Annotated in this window: 17 protein-coding genes; 10 read left to right on the top strand and 7 right to left on the bottom strand. The window is 37.0% G+C overall.

Translation table 11 applies throughout. The features are described 5' to 3' along the window. Nucleotides 1–88: 88 nt before the first annotated feature. On the bottom strand, nt 89–2,608 hold the full coding sequence (locus A5482_RS02440; protein WP_069789642.1) for a sigma 54-interacting transcriptional regulator: 2,520 nt from the start codon (nt 2,606–2,608) through the stop codon (nt 89–91). A 504-nt stretch (nt 2,609–3,112) separates the two neighbouring features. Between A5482_RS02440 and A5482_RS02445 the strand changes: the two genes are divergently transcribed. Next, nucleotides 3,113–4,453, top strand: a complete 1,341-nt coding sequence (locus A5482_RS02445; RefSeq protein ID WP_069789643.1) for a TldD/PmbA family protein — start codon at nt 3,113–3,115, stop codon at nt 4,451–4,453. A gap of 324 nt (nt 4,454–4,777) precedes the next feature. Beyond that, nucleotides 4,778–5,845, top strand: coding sequence for a photosystem II q(b) protein (psbA, locus tag A5482_RS02450; protein WP_069792042.1), 1,068 nt, complete (start codon nt 4,778–4,780; stop codon nt 5,843–5,845). Nucleotides 5,846–6,018: 173 nt separating this feature from the next. Here the strand turns inward: psbA and A5482_RS02455 are convergent, their stop codons facing one another. From A5482_RS02455 to A5482_RS02465, 3 genes are all read right to left on the bottom strand, one after another. Beyond that, entirely contained in the window at nt 6,019–6,660 is a 642-nt protein-coding gene (locus A5482_RS02455) for an ExbD/TolR family protein (protein ID WP_069792041.1), read from the bottom strand. 173 nt (nt 6,661–6,833) lie between these two features. After that, nucleotides 6,834–7,463 (bottom strand): MotA/TolQ/ExbB proton channel family protein, encoded by a 630-nt coding sequence (locus A5482_RS02460; RefSeq protein WP_069792040.1) that lies wholly within the window; start codon nt 7,461–7,463, stop codon nt 6,834–6,836. Between the two features lie 179 nt (nt 7,464–7,642). Further along, nucleotides 7,643–8,179: a late competence development ComFB family protein gene (locus A5482_RS02465; protein ID WP_069792039.1), complete on the bottom strand. Its 537-nt coding sequence runs from the start codon at nt 8,177–8,179 to the stop codon at nt 7,643–7,645. Nucleotides 8,180–8,587: 408 nt separating this feature from the next. On the opposite strand from A5482_RS02465, the gene folE reads away from it, so the two are divergent. Then, nucleotides 8,588–9,247, top strand: a complete 660-nt coding sequence (gene folE, locus A5482_RS02470) for a GTP cyclohydrolase I FolE (protein WP_069792038.1) — start codon at nt 8,588–8,590, stop codon at nt 9,245–9,247. Nucleotides 9,248–9,390: 143 nt separating this feature from the next. Beyond that, entirely contained in the window at nt 9,391–10,383 is a 993-nt protein-coding gene (locus A5482_RS02475) for a CobW family GTP-binding protein (RefSeq protein ID WP_069792037.1), read from the top strand. Between the two features lie 306 nt (nt 10,384–10,689). Here A5482_RS02475 and sppA read toward each other — a convergent pair whose 3' ends face one another. Further along, complete coding sequence (gene sppA, locus A5482_RS02480; protein ID WP_069792036.1) at nt 10,690–12,483, bottom strand: signal peptide peptidase SppA; 1,794 nt, start codon at nt 12,481–12,483, stop codon at nt 10,690–10,692. Between the two features lie 220 nt (nt 12,484–12,703). Here sppA and purH point away from each other — a divergent pair, with 220 nt between their 5' ends. The 3 genes from purH (at nt 12,704) to A5482_RS02495 (ending at nt 17,967) form a co-directional block, all read left to right on the top strand. After that, nucleotides 12,704–14,239, top strand: a complete 1,536-nt coding sequence (gene purH, locus A5482_RS02485; RefSeq protein WP_069792035.1) for a bifunctional phosphoribosylaminoimidazolecarboxamide formyltransferase/IMP cyclohydrolase — start codon at nt 12,704–12,706, stop codon at nt 14,237–14,239. A 160-nt stretch (nt 14,240–14,399) separates the two neighbouring features. Then, complete coding sequence (locus tag A5482_RS02490) at nt 14,400–16,169, top strand: serine/threonine-protein kinase (protein ID WP_141712730.1); 1,770 nt, start codon at nt 14,400–14,402, stop codon at nt 16,167–16,169. Between the two features lie 322 nt (nt 16,170–16,491). Then, on the top strand, nt 16,492–17,967 hold the full coding sequence (locus A5482_RS02495; RefSeq protein WP_069792033.1) for a CPBP family intramembrane glutamic endopeptidase: 1,476 nt from the start codon (nt 16,492–16,494) through the stop codon (nt 17,965–17,967). A 17-nt stretch (nt 17,968–17,984) separates the two neighbouring features. Here the strand turns inward: A5482_RS02495 and A5482_RS02500 are convergent, their stop codons facing one another. Then, nucleotides 17,985–18,464 (bottom strand): IS5 family transposase, encoded by a 480-nt coding sequence (locus A5482_RS02500; protein WP_446684799.1) that lies wholly within the window; start codon nt 18,462–18,464, stop codon nt 17,985–17,987. A gap of 30 nt (nt 18,465–18,494) precedes the next feature. Here A5482_RS02500 and chrA point away from each other — a divergent pair, with 30 nt between their 5' ends. The 3 genes from chrA to A5482_RS02515 all read left to right on the top strand — a co-directional run bounded on the left by chrA (nt 18,495) and on the right by A5482_RS02515 (nt 21,274). Then, nucleotides 18,495–19,307, top strand: coding sequence for a chromate efflux transporter (chrA, locus tag A5482_RS02505; protein ID WP_255365559.1), 813 nt, complete (start codon nt 18,495–18,497; stop codon nt 19,305–19,307). An 88-nt stretch (nt 19,308–19,395) separates the two neighbouring features. Continuing rightward, on the top strand, nt 19,396–20,172 hold the full coding sequence (locus tag A5482_RS02510; RefSeq protein ID WP_069791564.1) for a class II glutamine amidotransferase: 777 nt from the start codon (nt 19,396–19,398) through the stop codon (nt 20,170–20,172). Between the two features lie 397 nt (nt 20,173–20,569). Beyond that, a complete protein-coding gene (locus tag A5482_RS02515; RefSeq protein ID WP_069791563.1) occupies nt 20,570–21,274 on the top strand; it encodes an MgtC/SapB family protein in 705 nt (234 codons plus the stop codon). Between the two features lie 58 nt (nt 21,275–21,332). Here A5482_RS02515 and A5482_RS02520 read toward each other — a convergent pair whose 3' ends face one another. Further along, entirely contained in the window at nt 21,333–22,130 is a 798-nt protein-coding gene (locus A5482_RS02520; RefSeq protein ID WP_141712707.1) for an ABC transporter permease, read from the bottom strand. Nucleotides 22,131–22,141: the final 11 nt, after the last annotated feature.

Consider the following 22,141-nt stretch of genomic DNA (forward strand, 5'->3'; position numbering starts at 1 on the left):
TTAGGAAAGCCATAATCATAAGAGAAGGTAAGGAAATCAAAATATAATCAATGCCCTACTCCGTGAGTTTTACCCATATTTACCGCACTTATTGAAGAATCAATAACCAAAAAGCAATCCCAAGGCTAAGACTAGATAAGTGTTGAGGTAATAAAAGTTTGAAGGATTGACGGGCTATTTTTTGACTTAAAATAACGGTTAATAGTACCCCAAAAATAATAGTTATTCCTTGTAAAAATGCAATCACCGCGGGATGGGCTACCCAAATGGGTAAACCACTGCCATCTAAGCCAAAAGTAGTGGCAACAAGAGGTAACACCTGCCCTGCTTCTCCTAAGCCCATTTGTAAATAGTAAGCTAAACTGACGGTTAAAACTAAAGGTAAGTAACCGTAAGCAAGTTCGATAAAACTACGGGATTGGATTTGATTTAGTTTACAAACTAAACGAATTATACCGTGAGCCATTAAAGGAATTATAACTGGAATGGTGACAAGGGCGATCGCACTTAAACCGTGAATCCAAAAATTATCCAAATCCAAACCTAAATTAAAATAATCATTAATTTGCGGAGTCAGATGTAAAAACACCGCATTGAGGAGCAAAAACAACAACGCCACCTCATAACTGCGGGGTTGATGAGTCGTCCACAACTCCACCGCAGGAGGACGTAAATTGAAAGTAACCGAACGATGGGGACAAGCCTTTAAACAAGTCATACACAAGACACAGTCTCGGTTATCCTGCATTTGGGCAGGGTGAGAATATAAAGGACATCCATTGGTTTCTTGCCCCTCTCCTTTCTCTGGGCCCCCCTTATAACATTGATAAGTATTACATTCCGCCGAACAAGTACCCTGCTGCGCTCGTAATTCCGTCATCGCCAACTTAGCAAACATCCCATTCATACCACCAATAGGGCAAAGATAACGACACCAAAAACGCCTTTCAAATATGGCCGAGCAAATCATCGCTCCCGCCGTGATTAATAATAATAAATAAGAGGAAAGATAAGCCGTATTAGGCAAATCCCAAAGTTCTTCCCATAATAAAATTAGAGCAAACCCACTAAATAAAAACCAACCGCCCCATTTTTCCGCCGTTTTTCTTGGCCATTTTTTTAGTTCATAATTGGGGAATAAAATTTGGGTCAATTTCTGGGCAACTTCCCCATAAATCATGAATGGACATACAGAACACCACAAACGACCTACAAAAGGAAAAGAAAGTAAAATCAAAGGCCACCACCAAGCCCAAAATAAATTGAGAGCAAAGTTTTGATCCCTGGTTTGAGGCCCTACAAATAAAATGATTACTACTAAAGCAAAAACTGTTAAAGTAAAGCCATAATTGATTCGATCTGGCCACCATGGGCTACGCAAAAAATTACGAAAACGAGGATAAGCGGTTAAAAGATTAAAACGAAACTGTCGTTTTTTACCTTGAGACGGCCAGATAATTTCTTCGGTTAGTTCATTTGTTCCTGATATTTGCACGATCGCCCTTTCAACCAAATTTTGCAACTCTCGTAAATTGTTAGGAAAATCGTAACTTTGTAAACGTTGTAAGGCTTCGGGACTAATTTGAGGTTTATTAATTTTTTTGTTGCGGGAAACTAAACTGATATAGTAGTTAACTTGATCCTCGATGTCGCTTTTTCTTACCCTCAAAGGGGGTACTTTTATGTTATGGGTAATCAGTTTTTTAATTTCAGGAATAACCTTTTCAGCAATGATAATCAAACGGGCTGAACATTCTTTTTTGTTATTAGCTATATTCTCCCCTCGACTAATAGGGGTATAGGTTTTAGTATCCAATAATTTGACAATGGAAGGTAATAATTCTGAGGGTAAATCTTGAATATTATTAAAAATTAAAGTGCCTTTCTCTACCGCCTCAATTAACCCTGGTTTACCCCCTGCCCGTCCAAAAATTTCGGCGCCACTAGCCTGAAGTTTAGCACAATCTACCTTAATAACAGGCTCACGGCGATCGCCCGAACCATAGTGAATTAGGGCGGCTAAGTTATCTTTTTCTAATCCTTGCTCTCCAAAAATCAACACCGATTCATGATCTTTCGATGCAGTCTTCACATTCTGCCGTAATCTGACTGCATAACGGCTTTTGCCGATAATTCCCCTTTTTGCTTTGTTTACCAAGTAGGGGCGCAATGCCTCTCTTCTTTCTTGCTCAAAATCTAATTGGGAAGAAAGGTTGGCAATTTCTTGGGCTAGTTGTTGAGAAAAGGCTTGACTAATTTCGGGATATTGTTTGATCAACTGGGTAAATTTTTCCGCAGGAATTGCCCATAATTTAGCCTCTGTGATGGTGGTAATGGTATTTTGGGCAGATTGTTCCAAAATCAACTCTCGCAGGTTTATCAAGCTCCCAGTGAGTAAACAGGAGGTTTGTTTTGTGCCTTTTATTTCTACCTGCCCTTGTTGGAGGATATATACATTTTTGATGGGTTGACTGGCTTCGATGATGGTTTCATTTTTTGCCCAAGAAGTTAAAGTAAGGTTAGGGGCGATCGCCTTTAACACCTCATCAGGTAAAATATTCATAGCAGTGCGCTCTTGTAACCATGTCATCAACTCAGCGGTTTCCATACCATTACCCACAATCTATTAAACTATTTTTATTCTAGGACTAATTGGGGTTTTATTAGGTTTTGGCAAGAAGGAGAGACGAGGGAATAAAAGTTTCAGCGTTACTGATTTTAGATATAATTTTTCATGGAGACGACCAATGAACAATAGTGATAATATGTTAGTCTCTCAATTTTTAGCATAATTCCAGTACCTTGATTAAGGAACACTAAAGTTTCATTATCAATTCTCAATTATTCTTTTTTGGATAACCATACCTCAACATCAAAGGTAAACATAATCCCGTCACCTTGCAATAATTCCACTTCTATAAATCTGTCTTCCACTGCTCATCCGAGTTTAAAGCGTCATGTATTTAATCGTCGCAAAATTAGTGACAGAATTCGAGATGAGTTTGGTTTGTATCCACTACCTCGATAAGTTCAATCATCGTTATATGCTATGGTATCAGGTAGGTTTAAGCAATTATTCTTATAAATTTTCTATTCATTTTTGTTATTGATTATGTCCAAAGTACAAACGATCGCCCTTAACACCAAAGAAAAAGCAGAAAAGTTAAATATCAAAAAATATGACATTTACGGCTCTACCATCGAACAAACCAGCGTACAAGTGTTTCAGGGTGAGCCAAAACAAGTAAAAGCCTCTCAAAAATCCAGTGTCATCGTGCGAGTTTGGAATGATGATAATCAAATTGGGGTGACATCCACCACGGATGTGGATGCTAAAGGCATTGAAGCCGCCCTCAAAACCGCCTATGAAGCCAGTCATTTTGGCGTAAAGGAAAACATCCCTGACTTTAGTAGCGAAGCAAAATCTCCCCTTCCCGAAGTTAAAGTAGAATTAGGAGAGCAAACCCCTCCTGCTGAGTTGATCGGGAAACTATTAAAAGTAGAAGATGATTTATTAAACGCCCACAGTGCGATCGCCTCTGTACCCTATAATGGAATCTCAGAACAAGAAATAGAGAGATTTTACCTCAACAGCGAAGGAGCATTAAGAGAAGAAAATCGGACTTATGCCACCATTTACCTATATGCCACCACCGAACAAGAAGGCAGAAAACCCCGTAGCGGAGGAGCATTCAAAATCGCCCCTAGCCTACCCAAACTAGACATTGACGGCTGTTTCCAAGAAACCGTCACCAAAACCATCAGCCACCTAGACTATCAACCCATCAAATCAGGAAAATACACCATAGTTTTTTCTCCCGAAGCCTTCCTCAGTTTATTAGGTGCATTTAGCAACCTTTACAATGCCCAAAGCATCCTCGATAAACAAAGCCTTTCCACCCCCGAATCCCTCGGCGAAAAAATAGCATCCCCCCTTCTATCCGTATCCGATAACGCCCTTCACCCCGCCAACATCAGCGGAGAAACCTTTGACGGCGAAGGCACCCCCACCCAAAATCTTCCCCTTATCGTTGAAGGAGTATTAACCAACTTCCTCCACAGTAGCGTTACCGCCAAGAGAATGAATGCCCAACCCACAGGCAACGCCAACATCGGAGCAAAAGTAAGTATTAGTCCCAACTTTTTCCACGTCTTCCGAGGGCAACAACCCACCCAAAAATATAACCTTGATGAAGCCGAAAACGTAATCTTAATTGATGATGTTCAAGCCCTCCATGCAGGGGTAAACTCATTACAAGGCTCATTCTCCCTCCCCTTTGACGGTTGGTTAATTAACAAAGGAGAAAAAACTAGCATTGAGGCCGCCACCGTAGCAGGAGACTTTCTTGATTTATTAAAATCTATTATCTTTGTGGAAGAAGAAGCGGAAACAACCCCCAGTGGTGTATGCCCTCGGATTTGGGTTGATAGTCTTTCCATCACAGGACAATAAATTCTCAGTTTTTAATCTTTAACATCCAAAAAGGCTCTCATTTTCTCAGATTGAGAGCTAACTTTTTTTTGTGAATACTTCCCCATAGTGTCCTCATCTCCCTAGTAGCAAACCATCAACAGAATATTTTCATACAATAACCAAATCAAGAATTTTCCTATCCTTTAAAGACCTCATGCCACCAACTTACAAGCATTTCAGCCCATGGAAAAAAGATTTATTAAAATCCTTGACAAAACTTTACTTGGTGTAGTACTATATTTACAGAGTGATAAATTCACTTGATTATTGTACCTCGAAAACATCATAAAGAAATCATAAAAGATGACTACCACTTTACAACAACAACAGTCTTCCGCATGGGAGCAGTTTTGTCAGTGGATCACCTCTACCAATAACCGCCTCTATGTAGGTTGGTTCGGTGTGTTAATGATCCCTTGTTTACTAACTGCAACCACTTGTTTCCTAATCGCTTTCGTAGCTGCCCCCCCTGTGGACATCGACGGAATCCGTGAGCCTGTAGCAGGTTCTTTATTATACGGAAACAACATCATCTCTGGTGCCGTAGTACCTAGCTCCAACGCTATCGGTCTACACTTCTACCCTATTTGGGAAGCAGCATCTTTAGATGAGTGGTTGTACAATGGTGGCCCTTACCAATTAGTAGTATTCCATTTCTTAATCGGAATCTTCTGCTACATGGGTCGTCAGTGGGAATTATCCTACCGTCTAGGAATGCGTCCTTGGATCTGTGTTGCATACTCTGCACCTGTATCCGCTGCTACTGCAGTATTCTTAGTATATCCTATCGGTCAAGGATCTTTCTCTGATGGTATGCCTTTGGGAATCTCTGGAACCTTTAACTTCATGTTCGTGTTCCAAGCAGAGCATAACATCTTAATGCACCCCTTCCACATGTTAGGTGTAGCTGGTGTATTTGGTGGATCTTTATTCTCCGCAATGCACGGTTCTCTCGTAACCTCTTCTTTGGTACGTGAAACCACCGAAACCGAGTCTTTAAACTACGGTTACAAATTCGGTCAAGAAGAAGAAACCTACAACATCGTAGCTGCTCACGGATACTTTGGTCGTTTGATCTTCCAATATGCATCCTTCAACAACAGCCGCGCGTTACACTTCCTCTTAGGTGCATGGCCTGTAATTGGTATTTGGTTCACCGCAATGGGTGTATCTACCATGGCATTCAACTTAAATGGTTTCAACTTCAACCAGTCTATCTTAGATAGCCAAGGTCACGTAATTGGAACTTGGGCAGACGTATTAAACCGTGCCAACATCGGTATCGAAGTAATGCACGAACGTAATGCTCACAACTTCCCCTTAGACTTAGCCTCTGCTGAAGCAGTATCTGCTCCTGTAATCAACGGTTAATATCTAACGGAAGTTAGTTTAACAACTAAATAATAACTAAAAAGCACTCTCCTTTATTGGAGGGTGCTTTTTGCGTAGGTGTTAAAAATTAGATTGACAAAGACTCAAGGAAAGAACTACGTCAATTTAGTCCTTTCCCAACAAAAAGCTAAAAATCTAGTATTTCCAGAATCTTAAAAAGAAGGAGGAGACTCGGGTACAGGAGGTAAAGGCACAGGGGAAGAAGGCATATTTTCACCTTCGCCACCGCCATTATTATTTGGTAGGATATTATTACTGTCAGGGTTGAGATAAGGATTTATCCCTGGGGTCGGAGTTTGATTTTCCGTGGGAATTTGGGAGTTACCCGCCAGAGTAGCTAAAGCCACGCGATCGCCCCCTACCTCTTTCAACATATCCAAAACTTCCACCACCTGACTGTAACGCACCTCTTCAGAGGCGTGAAGCACCATCAATCCAGAAGGATTAATCGTATTATAATTTTTTATGGCACTATAAAGTTGAACTTGGCTTACTGGTTGTTTTTCCAAATAAAGCTGCCCTTGATTATCAAGGGCTACCACCAACATCTCCCGCATCTGTGCTGTGCCAGTAGTTGCCCTTGGTAAATTCAAATTAATCGCCTGTTGCCGAGAAAAGCCCACCGCCGCCAAAATGAAAAACGTCAAAATACAAAAAATGACATCAATCATCGGCACAATCTCAATTCTAACCTCCTGCTGAGTATTCATATCACCCCATAACTTGAGAGGGCGAGGGGCATATTTTTGAGAAGAATTACTCTTGTTTCTCTTTGGTACGGGTATCTGTGTCATAAATATATAGACTAAAATAAAAACTTTATTTTTGATTAAGCGAATTCAAATATCAGTGTCTAGCTACCCATAGATTAGCAATTATCAACACTGATAAAATAAACGATCCACTTTAAATTAATTACTCACTAAATTATAAACCATCAAAATTTAATTCTTGTGAACCTCAACTTCTACTCATCCACATTCCATTTTTGACGATAAATCAACTCCAAATCACTTCCAGCCTTCCGAAAAATTCTGACCTGATTAGCCCAAAAAGCCTGAAAAAGACGATAAAAAACCACTGCAATAATCGCCACTACTAAACCCACCGCCGTAGAAATCAAAGACTCACCAATACCAAGAGTTACCCCCGTAGTCGAAGCTGTACCTAAATCACTAAGGGAAATAGAACCCAAAGAGCGAATTAAACCCAATACCGTACCCAATAAACCCAACAGAGGAGATAAAGCAATTACCCCTTCGAGAATTTTATCCCCCTTACGCATTTGAGAAAGCTCATCATCGGCTCCAGTTTCAAGGGCAAGATGGAATACTTCAGGATCTGGATTATCCAACTGTAAAGGAGTATTAAGATATTTTCCTAAAGGATGATTGCGATAACGAGAAGCAATCTCTCCAGCCTTCCCCCAGTTTGTTGTCGCCGCATCCATAATCGAATTTAAAATTTGTTCCTCCTTCACCAGAACCTTTGACCAAAACCAAATGCGCTCGACAATAGTTCCTAGAGCGAGAATCGATAAGAATAACAAAGGCCAAATGGAAAATCCACCCTTTTCTATTAGTTCTGCTAGTGTCACCGTTAATATAGTTCCTTTTTTAACAATTAAGATACATCACTAAATTATTAATGATTTATTATCGATTATCAATGATCACACAGAATTTTAAAAAATGGGGAAATTTTAACCACATCAAAAGAAATTTCTCAAAAATTTTGAATCAAAAACTCTCTTACTTCTATTTCTTGGTTTTACCATTACCCATACCAACGAACACTTTTATTCTGCATCAACCCTTCCCCGTCTTCTTCCCAATAAAAATCTAATAAATAATAAAGTTTAATTATTTCTGCCGATGTAATCTCCGCATTCTGTATCTTGTTCAAAAAACTTTCCATAAACTCAACAATTAAAGATAACTCTTCTTTAGGAATATTCTCATCAAATTTAGTCAATGTTTTTCTCGCATCAGAAATAATATCTTCTCTCTCACTAGATAAAGGAGTTGACTTTCTGAGAGGATCTCGCTCAACTGCCGCAAATCCCTGAATTACAGCCTGATGTATTTCCTTTTTATATTTAATAATTGCTCTTCTTTTTTGTTTTTGAATTCCCTCTGTGGAAGAAGCATATAAGCTAGGCAAACGATTAAGAGCAAAAGTTGCCACTTCAATAGGATTTATATAATCTCTTAGGTTAGGATTAATTGTTTTATTGTGAACTAATTGATATTCTATTTCTTCATCAACCAATATTTCCATTACATTTTTATAAGTTTTTTTTTCGTTTGTCATGGTTTGAGTCAGTTATTTTAATCTTGGAATCCTTTAGATTTCTTGGATTTGATAGATAGAACTTAGTTTATTTTTGAATAAACAATAAATTAATATCAGAACCGAGCAACATATTTCAGGAAATGTGATTCGCTTTAGTCCACTAATAAATTATACTTCAAACTCATCGTAAATAGAGGGCTGAAACTCTTTTATGACCTTTGGACAGAGTAGCTATTTTTCTAAGTAAGTGGGCATAATTAAATCGATTTAGGCAAGGGGTTTAAACCCCTTGTTCATAAGAGTCTTAATAAAATAAGAGCCATAATTAATTTCACCAACCTACTCAATATTCAAGACTTTTGCAATTGTTATTTTATTTGATAATGGTTATCATTTTAATAATTAAAGATTTATGAACAAAATACCATGACATTCACTGAATCCTCGATGATGAAAGCAACGGTGAAAGAAAAACAACTACCTTCTCTTGCTACGGAGTCTAAGCCTCAAGTAACGCAGGAAGAAATGATTCAAGCGGTGAGAACGTTACTGATAGGTTTGGGGGAAAATCCAGAACGGGAAGGATTGAAAGATACTCCAAAAAGAGTGGTTAAAGCTCTTAAGTTTCTTACCTCGGGTTATGATCAATCCTTAGATGAATTACTTAATGGGGCAGTATTTCATGAGAAATCCAATGAAATGGTTTTGGTCAGAGATATTGATTTGTTTAGCTCTTGTGAACACCATATTTTGCCAATTCTTGGACGAGCGCACGTTGCTTATATTCCTAATGGTAAGGTTATTGGATTATCAAAAATTGCTCGAATTTGTGAAATGTATGCTAGAAGATTACAGGTACAAGAACGTTTGACATCTCAAATTGCTGATGCGTTACAGGGTTTATTGCAACCCCAAGGGGTGGCTGTAGTCGTGGAAGCGAGTCATATGTGTATGGTTATGCGTGGGGTACAGAAACCAGGCTCTTGGACTTCTACCAGCGCTTTGAGAGGTGTTTTTTCGGAGGATGCAAAAACCCGCCAAGAGTTTATGAATTTGATTCAGCATCGCCCTACTTTTAATAATTGAGATTAATCATTAGAATATTACTAAATTTTTTGTAAAATCCCAAAAAGGTGGTAATAAATCTGATCAACGGACAAAGCAAGGGGTTAAAACCCCTTGATCAACAACTTATAATAGGTTGTTATAAATAATATTTTTATTTTTTTATGGACAATTTAATGTTACCTAAGAGAGGAATGCCCGTTACTATTATTACGGGGTTTTTGGGGAGTGGAAAAACAACTCTTTTAAATCATATTTTGAGCAATAACCATAACTTAAAAGTTGCGGTTTTAGTTAATGAGTTTGGGGATATTGATATTGACAGTCAATTGTTGGTATCGGTAGAAGAAAATATGCTTAGTTTAAGCAATGGATGTATTTGTTGCACTATTAATGATGATTTATTGGATACTGTTTATCAGGTATTAGAAAGTGAGCAAAAAGTTGATTATTTAATTGTGGAAACAACGGGAGTTGCTGATCCTTTACCTATTATTTTAACTTTTTTAAGTCCTGAATTAAGGGATTTAGTTCGTCTTGATTCTGTGCTAACTTTAATCGATGCGGAGAATTTTACTCCATCACATTTTGAGAGTGATGCCGCACTTCAACAAATTATTTATGGTGATATTATATTACTAAATAAAATTGATTTAGTGACAGAAGAAAAGGTTAAGGAATTAGAAACCAGTATTTCTACTATTAAGCAAGGGGCTAGTATTTTACGTTGTGAAAATGCAAAGATACCTTTACCTCTTATATTAGATATACAACGAAGTAATGTTAATAATTATCCCCAAAATGAGCTAGAATCATCTCATGATCATCACCATGAACACGACCACCATCATGATCACTCCCATCATTTAGAGATAGATGGTTTTGTATCGGTTTCTTTTGAGTGCGATCGCCCTTTCAACGTAGATAAATTCCAAAACTTTATCACAGATAATATCATGGCGAAAGTATATCGAGCCAAAGGAATTTTATGGTTTGCAGAAAGTGAATTAAAACATATTTTCCAACTCAGTGGGAAACGCTATGATTTGAACACAGAAGAATGGCAAACGCCCCAGAAAAATCAGTTAGTGATGATAGGCAAAGACATATCAGCAGATAACTTAAGGGCAAAACTACAAGAGTGTATCTATCGTTAATTAAATAAAATAAATGGGTTTAAATCAGTACCTTTGACTCACATTTCATAGGTACCATGACGAAAATTTTCTGGTCTGCTATATTAGTTCATAGAGAGAAGATTTTATTTTTGCTTATTTATATTTTCTCTCTATTTTTCTTTTATGTGTTTCCCTTTCTCATTTCTCTCTAGATTTAGTCTAGACTAGAGAATTAGGGTGGGCATTACCCACCAAAATATCTTTTATCAACTCACTTTTGTTTGAATATCCTGTAATATCTATTTTTTAAATATTAAAAACAAATATTTGCAGTTATTTAGTAATCTATTTTATGTTCATTTTAAAGGGTAGAATTGTGTAAATACGGTTAGGTTTATTAATAATATCTACTAACTCTAATTCTGAATTTAAGTTCCAAATTGTATTCGTAAGGGCTACCTTATCAAGATTACTTGCTTTGAAGTTTGCTCCTCCTAATGCCGTTAATAGTTCGCTTTCCCAATTTCGTCTTTGAGGAAATTCTTGGATTTTATATTGTTCATTAAGTTCTAAAACAGTGTTAAGATACTCGATCGCACTGTCTAACCCACCAATTTCGTCCACCAAACCAATTTCTTGGGCAATACTGCCTAACCAAACTCTACCTTGGGCAATTTCATCTACTTCGGAGGTAGATAAACTTCTGGATTGGGCTACCTTTTCGAGGAAGAGAGTATAAATCTGGTCAACGTTACTTTGATATATGTTAATCTCTTGCTCTGTTTTGGTCTTAAAAGTGTTGCCAATATCGGCGAGTTCGTTGGTTTTGATGACATCGGCATTGATACCAATATTGTCGGCAATGTCTTCGAGGTTAAACAGTAAACCAAAAACCCCTATGGAGCCTGTGATGGTGCTTTCGTTGGCAAATATCTTTTCCCCTGCGGTGGCTATCCAATAACCCCCAGAGGCGGCCACATCCCCCATGGAGATAACGATGGGTTTTTCTTGGGCGGTGAGTTCTAATTCTCTGGCGATGAGTTCAGATGCGATCGCACTTCCCCCTGGACTATTAATCCTTACTACTACCCCCTTTATATTATCATCGTCTCTAATTTTTTCGATTTCTTGTGCCATGCGATCGCCCCCTACTTCCCCCACTCTACCCATACCATCAACGATGTTACCGTCAATATGAAGAATAGCAATGGTATATTTTACATTTTGAGTATTATTTCTATTGGTAATTGCCACATATTCTCCAATATCAATAGTAGGAACAGAATCACTGTTTTCATTATTAGAAATAATCTTTAAATTATCATTAACTTCATCAGGATAACCAAGGGTATCAACTAATTCTAATTCTTGAGCTTCCTCTGCTTTTAATAAACCTATATTATCAGCAATATTATTAATACTACTAGGAGTTAAAGTTGGAGATTCAGTTATTTTATCAGTGTATATATCCCATAAATTAGTCAGTAATTCTTCCGTCTGTAACTGACTTTCTGGACTAAAATCATTTCTAGTAAAAGGCTCTACCGCTGATTTATATTGACCTACCCGAATTACCTGTACTCCGATACCATATTTTTCCAGAGCATCTGCGAAAAATAATTGGGCAGAACTTAAACCATTCATTTCCACCGTACCCAAAGGATTAAGATAAATTTCATCGGCAAGGGATGTTAAGAAATAATCTTTTTCACCTAACGAAACATTATAAGAAATGATTTTTTTGCCACTATTTTTAAAGTTTTCTAAAGCAGTTCTAATCTCCGTTAAACTACCATATCCTGTGTTAATATTCCCTTTACTACCATCCAAAAATAGTGCCGTAATGCGTTCATCTTCCGCGGCCCGATTAATAGCCGTGGTGATTTGTCTTAGGGAGAGAATATCGGGGCTTTCTTCTCCTAAAACCACCGTTAAAGGGCGATCGCCTGTACTGTCAGTAATTTGACTATTAAGGTTAAAAACCAATACCGATTGATTATCTACTTGGGGGGTGTTACTATTCATCAACACAGCCATGAAAAAGAAAAATAAACCCCCCGCACTGAGAGCAAAAAAGAAAAATAAACCGGCTAAACTACCGATAAAACTAGCGAAAGTTTGTTGTAAAAATTTTTTCATGGTACTATTTCAATTTTATCCCGTTGTTTAAGGGCGAATCATTCAATATATCTAATATAGGAGAATAATTGATAATTGATAATTAGGGATGAGCAAAAAGTGTCATCATCAGGGCAGGGAATAGGCAATGGGCAAAGGTTATCCCCATAAGCAAAGAATGGACTAATAGCAACTATGGTAAGCTATTGTTTGATCGTATTAGTATTTTTATAGTAAATTAATGACAGGTTTAGCTTTATTAAGCGTCTCAGATAAAACAGGTATTGTAGAGTTAGCACAAACATTAGTTAACGAATTTGGCTTTGACATCGTCAGTAGTGGCGGTACAGCCAAAACCCTACAATCCGCAGGAATTAAAGTAACCAAAGTAAGTGACTACACAGGCTCACCCGAAATTTTGGGCGGTAGGGTAAAAACCTTACACCCTCGTATCCATGGGGGTATCCTTGCCCGTGATACCGAAGAAGATTTGGCAGATTTAAAAGCCAACGACATTAGGGCTTTTGATGCAGTGGTAGTGAACTTATATCCCTTTGAACAAACCATTGCTGATCCTAATTGTACCTTAGCAGAGGCGATCGAAAAAATCGATATTGGTGGCCCTGCCATGGTGAGGGCGACGGCAAAAAATTATCACCATGTGGCGGTATTAACTAACCCTGCCATGTATAATCAATATATCGAAGAATTAAGAGCCAATGGCGGTAAAACTACCCTCGAATTTCGTCAAGCTCGTTCGGCGGAAGCCTTTGCCATGACAGCAAGTTATGATCAGGCCATTTGTCGTTATTTCGGTGAAGTTGCCCCAGATACCCAGGGTTACTATGGCATCGGTGGACAAAAAATTGCTACTTTGCGTTATGGAGAAAACCCCCATCAACAGGCGAGTTGGTATCAAAGCGGTAGTCAACAAACTGGTTGGGTAGGGGCGCAACAGTTACAAGGTAAGGAGTTAAGTTATAACAATTTGGTGGATTTAGAGGCCACTAGAAGAATAATAGCGGAATTTCCTAACGATGAACCAGCGGCGGTGATTGTCAAGCATACTAACCCCTGTGGGGTGGCTGTGGGTTCTAGTGTGATAGATGCTTATAATAAGGCTTATCAGGCGGATTCTATGTCGGCTTTTGGGGGTATTGTCGCCCTAAATCGCCCCATTGATGCCCCTACGGCGACGGCTATGAGTAAGATTTTCCTAGAGTGTATCGTGGCGCCTGATTGCACTGAGGAAGCACAACAAATCTTAGCCAAAAAGCCTAATTTAAGGGTGTTGATTCTCTCGGATTTATATGCTGGTAGTCAGGATAATATAAAGGCGATCGCCGGGGGCTTTTTAGTGCAAGATAATGATATACAAATGGAAAGCCCTGCCCAATGGGAAATTGTCACCGAGAAAAAACCCACCGAAGAACAATTAAAAGAGTTATTCTTTGCTTGGAAAATTGTTAAACACGTAAAATCAAATGCGATCGCCATTAGCAAAAATCGCACTACTCTTGGTATCGGTGCAGGGCAAATGAATCGGGTAGGCTCGGTGAAAATCGCCCTAGAAGAAGCAGGAAATCAAGCCCAAGGGGCTTATTTAGCCAGTGATGCTTTTTTTCCCTTTGATGATTCCGTCCGCACTGCCGCTGCTGCAGGTATCACAGCGATAATTCAACCAGGAGGCTCAATCAAGGATAAAGACTCTATCAAAGCAGCCGATGAGTTGGGCTTGGTGATGGTATTTACTGGGGTAAGGCATTTCTTACACTAACAAGATTAAAATTGAGTTAGGCAATGGGCTTAAGCCCATTGTGAATAAAAAAAAATAGCCCATTGTGAATAAAATAAAAGATAGACCATTGTTAATAAAAGAAAAGGTAGCCCGTGGTTATACTATAAGTATCCGAAGATAAAATTATGGGTGTCATCTGGTGAAAAGTAGTAATTATCGAATGTTAAGCCTTGCAGGGGAAGGGCAATTTGGTAAAGTGTATAGTGCGATTCATCGACAAACAGGGGAATTATTTGCCCTAAAACAGTTAGATTCCCAAAAGTTTTCTACAAAAAAGTTTTTACGAGAAACTAGAATTTTATTAAGTTTAGACCATCAAAATATTATTCGTTGTCAGGGTTTAGAGCATAGCAAAAAGCATCGTTTCTTGGTGACGGAATATTGTGATAGTGGAACCTTAAGAGATTTTATTGATAGTTCTATTTCCTTAAATATTGAACAAAAATTAAAGATAATTATTGATATTTTATCAGGTTTATCTAGTGTTCATTTAAAAGGAATTATCCACCGAGATTTAAAGCCCGAAAATATTTTATTAACAGTTTCTCCTAATGGTTGGGTTGCCAAAATATCAGATTTTGGAGTAGCAAAAATTGAATCAGAAGACAAGGGTAATGATACTAACAGTTTAGGTGATACTGGTTCCCCTGCCTATATGGCTCCTGAGCAATTTTATGGTAAATATTCCTATAGTTCAGATATTTACGGCATGGGGATAGTTTTATACGAGTTGTTGACAGGAAAACGTCCTTTTTCGGGTAGCCCAAAGGATATTATGATAGGGCATCTCAACCATTTACCTGATATTCCTTCTGATTTACCTCCTTTGTTACAAGACACTCTAAAAATGGCTTTGGCGAAGTTACCTCAGCATCGTTTTCGCACTGCCAAGGAAATGAAAGCCCAAATTTTACGATGTTTGTTGGCATTGGAGACGGTTACTACGGAGAAGAATCCTTTTTTTGATGGCTATGTCAAGGATGTTTCTGGTAATTTTGATTCGGATACTATTGATATTTTAGATGATTATTTTCCTCTATTTGTGATCAATAAATCTTGTTTTTATTTTGCCAATAGGAATACACTTTTAGTAAAACAATATCAAATAATAGATGATAAGTTAACAATAGAATCTAGTAATACTTATCAAATTGATGGTACTATTTTTGATCTAAAACCTTTTGATAATGGTTGTTTTATTATTACAAAAGATATTAATAATATTCGTTGTTATAGTATCAATCTATTCTCTGATGAAATTACTTTTATTTATTCCTTTTGTGCTGATAATTTTCTAAGTGCGATCGCCCCTAATGGTAATTGGTTAACCTTAGCAATCAATGATAAACTAGACAAAAATTTTCAACTAATAAAATTAGATGATTTAACTTGTTTGATGCCCGAAATAGAAGATTTTTTCCCCAAAGAAATTATTATCCTTGATCAAGGGCATGGATTAGTAAGTTTTGAACAAAAAGAAATTAATAAAAACTATTCATTTTGGAAATTTTTTACCAGGAAAGGAGATTGGTATAATAACTATTGCCTCGATTTACCACTAGAAAATATCAAAGTTAATCAAAAAAATAAAAATTACTTTTTAGCCAGAGAAAAGTTTACTGATTATGTGGTTCTGATTAACCTTAAGCCTTTTCAAGTAAAAAGAATCCCCTTAAAATTTTCTCCTGAATTTATCTTATCTTTTGATAAATATTTTATCTGTGCTAACTCTTTAGGAAAAGTATTATGTTTAGATTTGAAAGGAAATTTAGTTAATAGTTTTGATTTGGAAAAAACAATTATTAAACTAAATAATCTAAATAATCAAATGCTTGTAGCCTCTGTATTAGTAAATGATAAATGTCATATTATTTCTCTGAAAAATTTTATCCCATTTTCTAAAAACTAAAATGATTAATTAGGTTGGTAAAATTAACTATAGCTCTTATTTTATTAAAACTCTTATAAGGGGCTAAGTCTTTTGTTATTTCTTATCTAAATTGATTTAATTATGGCTAGTTATATTGAATCCATAATATATTTCTTTTTAACAAGAGGTTTAAACCCCTTGCCTCTAAATCAAATCGAATAGCATTAGTTTTTGCAATTAGTATTACTTAATTTTTTATGAGATACTAAATTATCAAACATTTTTAGATAAATATCATTATTATTTTCTCAAAGGACAAATTTTGATACAGTAATAAATAAAACCATTTAATAAATAATATATGAATATAAAGCGATCGCTCTTAGCTATAATTACAGTTGTATCCTTACTCAGCGTATTTTTTGCCCTTGGGCAAAGTTTAGCAGAACCCCAAGTACAATCGCAGCTAGAATTATATCAAACTAATCTCATTCTCAACGTTGCCGAATTAGAAGCATCAGACAACGAAAACCTAAACCAACTTGCCCCCAGCTTAGTAGGAAATAATCCCTATCAAGTAGCAGAAAAACAATATCAAAACGTACTAGATGCCGCCCTTAAACAAGCGGAAGAAAAAGAAGAAGAATTTATCGCCTTATCAGAAAGCCCTAGGCAACAAATTAAACAAAGTTTTAATAAAAATCAAGAATTAATCGAGCAATTAAAAATAAAATTAGGACTTATTAACGCCTCTCAAAATAAAGTAGAAGAAGCCTCTCAATATTGGCAACAAATACCGAATAATTCAGTGGCATCAACCCTCAATAATCTTTGGCAATCTCAAGGTAACATAGAAGCAAATTCGGAAACCATTATCAGAGAAAACTTAGATGATTGGTTTGCCTTAACTGCCTTAGAAAAATATTATCAAGTTGACAATAATCAAGATAAATTATTAGAAGTAAAATCACAACAACAAACCTTAGCAGAAAAAGCCACTGTTAGATTAGTTATCCTTAGTATTATTCCTTTTTTTGGAGGAGTTATTGGCACAGGTTTAATCGTCTTTTTACTAATTCAATGGTTACTGAAAAAAGAATCATCCATTATTGCTGTTAATGGTAATTTATCATGGGAATTAAAATGGGATTGGGAAACTATTTTACAAGTATTAATCATTGGTTTTTTCTTCGTTTCTCAAATACTATTACCAATTTTGTTTAGTGCTAGTGGTTTTAATCCTGTGGGTTTAAGCATTAGAGGCAAGGCTTTATATGTATTAGTTAGTTACTTTTTGATGGCAGGTAGCGGTTTATTGGTGTTGTATTTATCCGTAAAGCCCTTTTTTCCTCTGCCTGAAGGTTGGTTTAAATTGACCAATAAAAATTGGCTTTGGTGGGGTTTAGGGGGTTATTTAACTGCCATTCCCCTCGTGTTTTTGGTATCTTTCCTTAACCAACAAATTTGGGATGGGCAGGGGGGTAGTAATCCTTTATTGATGTTGGCGTTGGAATCCCAAGATAAAGTAGCCTTGTTTATTTTCTTTGTGACTGCTTCGGTAGCCGCCCCCATTTTTGAAGAGATTGTATTTCGTGGCTTTTTGTTACCCTCTCTTACCCGTTATATGCCAGTATGGGGGGCTATTATACTTAGTGGGGTTATCTTTGCGATCGCCCATCTTAGCTTATCAGAAATCTTACCCTTAGCAACCCTAGGAATTTTATTAGGGTTTGTCTATAGTCGCTCTCGCAGTTTACTATCCTCTATCATGGTACATAGTTTATGGAATAGTGGCACCCTATTTAGTTTATTTTTATTAGGTAGTAAAATAAATTAATTTTGTGAATAAAAACCCTATTCACCACAGAAGAAGAAGATATCGGAAATACTTGCCTTTGTACAATAAGTGAAAATGGGAAAGCCAAGACTGTCTACTGCTAAATGTCTTTTTATACCATTGGTGAGTTTATAACCACAGAATCCTCTACTCTCTACCCCCGCATTACAAGTATTTTTCACTGCTTGAGAATCGATGATAATTAATCGAGTCCAAGTGGATTTTTTTACTTTTTCTCTTAATTGCTTGTGAAGTTCACACATCACTGTTTCAAAGACACCTTCTTTTTTCCAGTTTTTATAATGCCAATAAACGGTAGAATAAGGAGGTAAATCCTTTGGTAAATCAGACCAATTACAGCCATTTTTGAGTTGATAAAAGATACCATCCCAAATTTGTCTTTTAGACCACTTTGGTGGACAAGTTCTTTTTTTCTTTGGTAATAGAGGTTTAATTATTTCCCATTCTTGATCACTTAGACTGCTAGAGTAAGCCATTATTCCATTTATCAATTTGTTCCTCTCAATATTCTACTAGATACCAAATGGGTTTTATACGGTATTAAACCAATGATTATTGCTGTAATTGTTCAAGCCCTGTGGAAGTTGGGTAAAAAAGCTGTAAAGAATAACTTGACAGGATTAGGGGCGATCGCAGCAGTGATTGGTTATTTTATCGGTTGGGATGAAATAATCATTTTGCTAGGAGTAGGATTAGGAGTAATGATCATTCAACTGCGAGGAAAAGTGATAGGAGGTTGGTTTTCCTTATCCCCTCTGGTCGCTCAAACTGTGGTGGGTGATAATATTACTTCTCCTTCCCCTCTTAATGTTTTTTTGTTTTTCCTTAAAGTCGGTTGTTTTTTATATGGTAGTGGTTATGTATTATTGGCGTTTTTGGAAAGAACATTAGTTGAGCAAAATCAATGGTTAACCTCTCAGGAATTGTTAGATGCGATCGCCATTGGACAATTTACCCCTGGCCCAATTTTGACCACCGCCACTTTTATCGGTTATCTTTTAGCTGGTAATTTAGGAGCCATTACTGCGACTTTTGGTCTTTTTCTACCTAGTTTTATCCTTGTCTTAATCATTAATCCTTGGGTGGACAAATTAAGAAAATCTCCTGTCACCAGCGCCCTTCTCGATGGCATCAATGCTGCCTCCGTTGGTTTAATGGTAGGTGTGGCTTTTATTTTAGCCAGAGAAGCATTAATTGATCCTATTACCGTTGTGATGGGGATAGGGGCGCTGATTCTCATTTTACGTTATCAAATAAATTCTATCTGGTTAATAGTTGGGGGAGGAATGCTAGGTTTAGTATTATCAACTATTTCATAGTTTTGAATGAAAATTATAGTTTTTGCATGCAATACGGCTTAAGTATAATATACTCAACCTTGACGATTAATAATGTTTAATAAAACGAATGTGTCAACTCTTAGGCATGAATTGCAACGTACCAACGGACATTTGTTTTTCTTTTGAAGGCTTTTGTGCAAGAGGTGGAAAAACCGATGAACATATTGATGGTTGGGGTATTGCCTTTTTTGAGCATTTGGGTTGTCGTGTTTTTTTAGATGACAATCCTTCAATCAAATCCCCCATCGCGCAATTAGTTAAACACTATCCCATTAAATCTAAAAATGTTATTGCACATATCCGCAAAGCAACCTACGGCAAAGTAGGACTAGAAAATTGTCATCCTTTTCAGCGGGAATTGTGGGGAAACTACTGGGTTTTTGCCCATAATGGTGATTTGCACAATTTTGAGCCTCCATTGCATGGAAGTTATCAACCCGTTGGCACTACAGACAGCGAAAAGGCTTTTTGCTATATTTTAGAAACTCTCCGGCACAGTTTTCCCCAAGAAAAACCTTTGTTAAATGAACTTTACCCTGTATTAAAATCTATTACTAAAACTATTTCAGAGTATGGTATTTTTAACTATTTGCTTTCTAATGGAGAATATCTTTTTACTCATTCCACAACCAATTTATATTATTTTATTCGTCAAGCCCCTTTTGCTACCGCCCATCTCATAGATGAAGATATTACCGTAGATTTTCGCTCCGTGACTGATGATTCTGACCGAGTTGCTGTCATTGCTACCATGCCATTAACGGATAATGAACAATGGGTAAAAGTCCCCACAGGTCAATTATTAGTATTTAAAAATGGCGATGTAATCAATTTTAGTCCATAAAAAAACTTCCCAGAATATCCTCTATAGTATTAGTCTAGCTTTCATGGCGCCAATAATGATCAGCATAACGAAATGCTAAATCTAACAAATAACTGATCGCACCGATGACAAAAATATTGTTTTTTTCATTGCAGCCTAAACTTTGTTTATTAAGTATTTGTGTTCTAATACCAAATCCTAAACTAAAAGTAAACTAATAAATACTATCAACCCCAGTGATTTCGAGTAAATAGACATACTATCTAAACAGGATTTGGTATAATGCAAGATCTCAGTACAATCTTTTCTTTTCCCTTTGTCTTCCGTCATGAATGTATCACAACACATCTTGATAACAAAGGCAATTGTATTCTATAATCCTTAACCTAGTCTTAACCTTTAATGGAGATGATTAACTATGGAATGGACAGATTTTACTGTCAGAATAACTGTTGCATTTTTACTCGGCTCTGTTTTAGGATTTGAACGTCAATGGCGACAACGAATGGCAGGATTACGAACCAGCACCTTAGTCGCTACAGGCTCAGCTCTTTTTGTTACTCTTTCTCAACTAACTCCTAATGATGCAAGTCCTACCCGTATAGCGGCGCAGGTAGTCTCTGGTATTGGATTTTTGGCTGGAGGCGTTATCCTAAAAGAAGGTTTAACGGTTAAAGGATTAAACACCGCTGCAACCATTTGGTGTTCGGCAGCAATAGGATCTTTAGCTGGTGGTGGTTTTCTTTATCAAGCATTTTTTGGAGCAGTAGCCGTGTTACTTTCTAATACGATTTTAAGACCCATCGCCCATCGTATTAACAAGCAATCTTTGCAAGGCACAGAAATACAATTAGCCTATCAATTTTCCTTAGTTTGTCAACGAAAACAAGAAATTCATGTGAGAGCATTGTTATTACAATCTCTTACTTCTAGCAATATTACCTTGCGTTCCTTGCAAAGAGATGATTTTAACGAGACTTCCGATAAAGTAAAAGTAGAAGCAGAAATGTTAACTCAAATTAGAAATGACCAACTTTTAGAACAAATCGCTAGTAGATTAAGTTTACAAAGAGGAGTTGTTTCTGTTAGTTGGCGACTTCTTGAAGAAGAATTTTGTGAATAAAAATAAAAAATGCAGGACGTTTGTTACAGCCTTGATTTTTAATTTCGGCGCACCCTATTTACTTATCATGGCGCCAATAATGATCAGCATAACGAAATGCTAAATCTAACAAATAACCGATCGCACCGATAATCAAAATAACGGCTAATAATTCGGAGTAAGAAAGGCGATCGCGCGTATCAAGAATATAATAACCTAACCCAGCTCGAACTCCCAGCATTTCAGCAGGTACTAAAACAATCCAGATAATACCGATAGCTAGACGCAATCCCGTAAATAAATGAGAGAGGATAGCTGGAAAAATAATTTTTGTCAAAGTTTCCCAACGATTGGCACATAAACTACGAGATAACAACAACCAACGTTTATCTACCGAAGCCACCCCAGCCGAAGTATTGAGCATTAAAGGCCAAACAGCAGCCACCGTCAAGAGAAAATAAACAGGAAAATCACCAATTCCAAAAATCATTACGGCTACGGGCATCCAGGATAAAGGAGAAATCATCCGTAAAAATTGGAATAATACCGAGGTTGCCTTATCTAATAATTTGGAAACCCCCACTAGAATACCCAAAGGAATACCGATAACCGATGCCAAAATCAAACCCACAAAAACCCTGCGTAAACTATCCACGATATGGGGGAAAATCTTACCCGATGTAAATAACTTGATAACAGTGATAAAAGTAGCTTCTGGGGAAAAATCACGGAGAATTTGGTCACCATGAAATAAAGGAGAGGTAAAAAGCCACCATATCCCCACAGTGATGATGAATCCCCATAAAGAGATTGGTACTTTTCTGATTAAGGCAATTAATGGATTAAAACCTGATTTTGGTCTTATTTGTGCTGTCATTTTCTATTTTC

The sequence above is a fragment of the Cyanobacterium sp. IPPAS B-1200 genome (assembly GCF_001747005.2).
Classification (GTDB): domain Bacteria; phylum Cyanobacteriota; class Cyanobacteriia; order Cyanobacteriales; family Cyanobacteriaceae; genus Cyanobacterium.